This is a genomic window from Mesorhizobium sp. M7A.F.Ca.CA.002.15.2.1, assembly GCF_003998715.1.
GTDB lineage: Bacteria > Pseudomonadota > Alphaproteobacteria > Rhizobiales > Rhizobiaceae > Mesorhizobium > Mesorhizobium ciceri.
The window spans coordinates 1-4,915 of record NZ_RZPI01000434.1; the positions used below are offsets into that span (position 1 = coordinate 1).

Annotated in this window: 6 protein-coding genes; 3 read left to right on the forward strand and 3 right to left on the reverse strand. The window is 64.0% G+C overall.

The window, feature by feature from the left end; genetic code table 11:
- Window positions 1–508 (reverse strand): ATP phosphoribosyltransferase regulatory subunit (locus tag ENZ74_RS21885; RefSeq protein WP_206522306.1); only part of this gene is annotated, 508 nt, incomplete at its 3' end.
- A 60-nt stretch (window positions 509–568) separates the two neighbouring features.
- Window positions 569–2,071 carry a histidine--tRNA ligase gene (gene hisS, locus ENZ74_RS21890; protein ID WP_027160986.1) on the reverse strand — a complete coding sequence of 501 codons (1,503 nt, stop codon included), beginning with the start codon at window positions 2,069–2,071 and terminating at the stop codon, window positions 569–571.
- Window positions 2,072–2,318: 247 nt separating this feature from the next.
- On the opposite strand from hisS, the gene ENZ74_RS21895 reads away from it, so the two are divergent.
- Window positions 2,319–2,570 (forward strand): hypothetical protein, encoded by a 252-nt coding sequence (locus tag ENZ74_RS21895; protein ID WP_024502332.1) that lies wholly within the window; start codon window positions 2,319–2,321, stop codon window positions 2,568–2,570.
- A 2-nt stretch (window positions 2,571–2,572) separates the two neighbouring features.
- Here the strand turns inward: ENZ74_RS21895 and ENZ74_RS21900 are convergent, their stop codons facing one another.
- Complete coding sequence (locus tag ENZ74_RS21900) at window positions 2,573–3,211, reverse strand: DNA-3-methyladenine glycosylase I (protein WP_013530355.1); 639 nt, start codon at window positions 3,209–3,211, stop codon at window positions 2,573–2,575.
- A gap of 213 nt (window positions 3,212–3,424) precedes the next feature.
- Between ENZ74_RS21900 and ENZ74_RS21905 the strand changes: the two genes are divergently transcribed.
- Window positions 3,425–4,162, forward strand: a complete 738-nt coding sequence (locus ENZ74_RS21905; protein ID WP_032808011.1) for a L,D-transpeptidase — start codon at window positions 3,425–3,427, stop codon at window positions 4,160–4,162.
- Between the two features lie 260 nt (window positions 4,163–4,422).
- Window positions 4,423–4,915, forward strand: a 493-nt coding sequence (locus ENZ74_RS21910; RefSeq protein WP_164761127.1) for a bifunctional 5,10-methylenetetrahydrofolate dehydrogenase/5,10-methenyltetrahydrofolate cyclohydrolase, incomplete at its 3' end; no start/stop codon positions are given.

Consider the following 4,915-nt stretch of genomic DNA (forward strand, 5'->3'; position numbering starts at 1 on the left):
AGCCGAACGCGCGGGCAAGACGCATGCGCCAGCCGCGCGGCAGGCCAAGGGCGGCCAGCACCGCCTCGAAAATGGTCTGGTCGCCAAGCGTGATCGCCAATGCCTGGCCAGGCAGCACCAGCGACAGCAGCGCATGCGCGTCGGCCACCGAGCGGGCATCCGCTTGCGCGGTATCGCGGTCGCCGAGATCCTCGATGCCGGCCTGGAAGAACTCGTTGCCGCCTTCGCGGCGCTGGCGAAACACCTCGCCCAGATAGGAATAACGGCGCGGCGTGCCGGCCTGCGAACTTATGTGGTCGAGGCAGACCGGAATGGTGAATTCCGGCCGCAGGCAGAGCGTCTGCCCCGTTTCGCTTTCGGTGAGGAAGATCCGGCGGCGCAAATCCTCGCCGGCCATGTCGAGGAACGGGTCCGCCGGCTGCAATATGGCGACCTCGACGGCGTGCGTGTTGCGCGTGGCGAAGAGGTTGGTGATGTCGGTGGAGATGGCGGGGGTGCGGGAGGTCAACTTGCTGACCTCAGTGCTGCACGACCCTCTGGTCCCAAACCAGAGGCGCCAACGCGGCCTCTACTTGCCACGCGCCCTCTCCTCAGCCTGCGCCGCCAATATCTTCCTCACCTCGACGACCAGCTCGCCCTCCGCCACAGTCACCTGTGCCGGGCGCGCCGCGCGCCATTCGGCGTTGTCTGATATTTCGGCCGACATGCGCGCGCCTTCGATCAGGTCCTTGATCTGCAGCTCGCCCTTGGCGCGCTCGTCGCCGCCCTGGATGATGGCGACCGGACAGCCGCGACGGTCGGCATATTTGAGCTGCGCCTTCATGCCGGCGCCGCCGAGATACATTTCGGAACGGATGCCGGCGGCGCGCAGCTCCGCCACCATCTTCTGGTAGCGGCCGAGGCTGTCGGTGTCCTTGTCCATCACCAGCACGACGACCGGCGCAATCACGTCCGAGGCATCAAGCTTGCCGAGGTTCTTCAGCGCGGTCATCAGCCTGGAGACGCCGATGGAAAAACCGGTTGCCGGCACCGGCTCGCCACGGAAGCGCGAGACGAGGCCATCATAGCGCCCGCCGCCACCGACCGAACCGAAGCGCACGATCTGGCCGTCTTCGTTGGGGATTTCGGCCAGAAGCTCGGCTTCGAAGACAGGGCCGGTGTAGTATTCGAGGCCGCGCACGACCGAGCGGTCCATGGCAATCCGGTCTTCGTCATATCCGGCCGCCCTGACCAGCGCTTCAATCGTGGCGAGTTCGCCGACGCCTTCCTGGTAGATCGCGTTCGAACTGACCATGGAATCCTGGCCGGCCTGTATAGTCCTCGCAGTCGCGAGAAGAACCGCCTCGGCTTGCCCGTTGTTCAACCCGGCGCCCTTGGCGAAGTCGCCTTCGCCCTCCTTGCCGCCGTCCCAGCGGCCCGGGCCAAGCAAAAGCTTCACGCCTTCCGGCCCGAGCTTGTCGAGCTTGTCGATCGCACGCAGCACCGTCAGCCGGCGGCCGGCATTCTCCTCGCCGCCAAGGCCGATCGCCTCCAGCACGCCATCCAGCACCTTGCGGTTGTTGACGCGGATGACGTAGTCGCCGCGCTTGATGCCCAGCGCTTCCATGACGTCGGCCATCATCATGGCCATTTCGGCGTCGGCGGCCACACCCGGCGTGCCGATCGTGTCGGCATCGAACTGCATGAACTGGCGGAAGCGGCCGGGGCCGGGCTTCTCGTTGCGGAACACCCAGCCTGAGCGATAGCTGCGGTAAGGTTTTGGCAGCCGCTCGTAATTCTCGGCGACATAACGCGCCGTCGGCGCGGTCAGGTCGTAGCGCAGCGACAGCCACTGGTCGTCGTCATCCTGGAAGGAGAACACGCCTTCGTTCGGCCGGTCCTGGTCGGGGAGGAATTTTCCGAGCGCATCGGTGTATTCGATCAGCGGCTGGTCTGCCGGTTCGAAGCCGTAAAGCTCATAGACCGAGCGGATCGTCGCCATCATCTTCTCGACGGCGCGGATGTCCTCGGCGCTGCGGTCGGCAAAGCCGCGCGGCAGTCGCGCTTTCGTCTTTTCCGATTTATCGGCCATGGGGTGTTTGCTCGGCGTTTTATGATGCTTGCAGGTCGGCAATGTTGCGATTTTCGCAACGCGGGTGTCCTAACCGAAGAGGTCGGATGCGGCAAGGGTCAGACCTCTGGCGCTGCCGATGAGAGAAGGCGACGCCGCACCTCCTTGAAACCAATCCGGACCGCAAATGAAACAATCCCGCCATGCGTGCGGCATCGTGCCGACACAATCGCCGCCGATAAAGCGCGGGAATGAGGGGTTCGCGGCCATGACCAGCACAGCAAGATTCCATGCCATCGACAGCGATGCCGGATTGTCCGCACGCTTGCGCCCGGCCGACATCAACGTCCCGAAAATGGTCAGCCAGGCTGCCGGACCGTTCGAAGTACCCGCCGACACCGGCAAGGGACCATCCATGCGCGACGCGTTGATGACCGGCCTGCTGGTGATCTATCCGACCCTGGCCACGGTGGTGGCGATCGTCGCCGGCCTGGTGCTGGCCAGCGCCAACGGCACCTGAGCCTATTTCGGCCGCCTGAAAGCCTTCCGCTGCTTCTCGACCTCTTGGCGGCAGGCGCAGCCCTCGAGGTGGTCGTTGACCAGGCCCATGGCCTGCATGAAGGCGTAGACCGTGGTCGGGCCGACAAAGCTCCAGCCGCGCTTCTTCAGCTCCTTCGAGATCCGCACCGAGACGGCCGTTGTCGGGTTCGCGCGCAGATGGGCGAGGTCGACGATTTGCGGCCGCTCGTCCTTGCCGGGTTCGAACTTCCAGAACCAGGCGGCCAGTGAGCCGAATTCGTCCACCATTTCGCGGGCGCGCCTGGCGTTGTTGATGGTCGAGACGATCTTGCCGCGATGGCGGATGATGCCGGCATTGCCGAGCAGGCGCTCGACATCCTTGTCGGTGAAGCTTGCTACCTTGTCGAATTCGAAATTGGCGAAGGCTTCGCGAAAATTCTCCCGCTTGCGCAGTATGGTCAGCCACGACAGGCCCGACTGAAAGCCTTCCAGGCAGATCTTTTCGAACAGCCTGCGGTCGTCGGCCACAGGCCGGCCCCATTCATGATCGTGATAGTGCAGATAGTCGGGCAGATTGCCGTGCCAGAAGCAGCGCGCGACACCGTCGGGGCCGGCGAGCAGGCCGGTGTGTTCCTTGTCCATAGGCCAAAATCCGTTCGTTAACGCGCTTTGCGCGGCATTTACTGCGGCTTTACCAGATTCGTGAACCCGGCGGTAACCACACCAAAAGGTTTACTGACAAAGCCGCATTTTACGCATTCCGATTCATGTTTCGGTTGCTGCTTGCGCGCCAATGATCGCCGAACCGGGAGGACGTTTCCACCCGTTTGTATCAGACGATCAAGGTGCGTTACGATGAAGACAGTGTTGTTTCCCGTGCTCGGCGCCGTGGCTGTGTTTGCCGCCGGCGTCACACCCTCAACCGCCGGCGACCGCTATGCCGACAGGCCGCCGGTGATGGTGAGCCCCGACCTTTCCGCACCCTGGGTGCTGCAGCTTGGCCATGCGCCCGGCATCGTGCGCCAGAACCGGCAGGTGGTGCAGCAGCAGCGACGCCTGCGCCCGGCGCAGCCCGACCGGGTGCAGACGGCGGCGGTGCAGCCGCCGGCCAAGCGCATGGTCGCGCGTCCCCAGATCAACCCGATCTACCTGCCGCAGGAAGTCGACTATGACGGAGGCCAGAAGCCGGGCACGATCGTCATCGACACCACGCAGAATTTCCTCTTCCTGGTCGAGAAGAACGGCAAGGCAAGGCGCTATGGCGTCGGCACCGGCAAGCCGGGCTTCGAATGGTCGGGTACGCACAAGATCACCAACAAGCGCGAGTGGCCGGACTGGCGCCCGCCGGCGCAGATGATCAAGCGCGAAGCCGCCAAGGGCCGCTATTTGCCGACCTATCTTGCCGGCGGCATGGAGAACCCGCTTGGTGCCCGTGCGCTCTACCTCGGCACCACCGAATACCGCATCCATGGCACCAACCAGCCGTGGACGATCGGCGGCGCGGTGTCGTCGGGCTGCATCCGCATGCGCAACGAGGACGTCGTCGATCTCTATGAGCGGGTCAATGTCGGAACCACGGTCGAGGTGATATAATAGTCCTTGCGAATCACCTGGCCGGCAAAGCAGTCCGCGTTTCGAGGCCAGTTTAGGGATACGGGGGACGGGCCGTATGGGGATGCGGCCGGTCAGGAAGGGCAGCACGGGAAACCGCGCTGCCCTTTCCGTTTTGAGCAGAAATCGAGGGCAAAAGGCCACCCACGCGTCGCGCAACGGGCATAGCGGTTCGCTTTCATGCTGCCCTTTGCCGCATTCTTTTGCTATCTCGGTGGCAAGTTCCACAAAAGAGTTCACCCATGCCTCTGTCCGAAGACAGCCGTTATCTCAAGGGCGGCCCGGTCGCCCAGCGCATCATCGCCGCCGTTGCCGAGGACGCAGCGATCGCCAAAGCCGAGGGTTTTCCGCCCAAGCTGATCTCGATCACCGTCGGCGACACCGATGCGGTGGACGTCTATGTGCGCAACCAGCGCGCCAAGGCTGAGCTCGCCGGCATCGATTTCGAGGAACGGCGCTTTCCCGCCACCATCACAGCAGGCGAGTTGGAAGCTGCGATCCACGGCCTGAATGCCGATCCGCGCGTTACCGGCATCATCATCCAGCGGCCCGTGCCAGCGCATATCCCCATCAAGACGCTGCAAGCGGCGGTGCATCCGCTGAAGGATGTCGAAGGCATGCATCCGGCCTCGATCGGCAACATCGTCTACAACCAGCTCGATCTCGCGCCTTGCACGGCGGCCGCCTCGGTCGAGCTGCTGAAGGAGACCGGCCTCGACCTCAAGGGACTGGAAG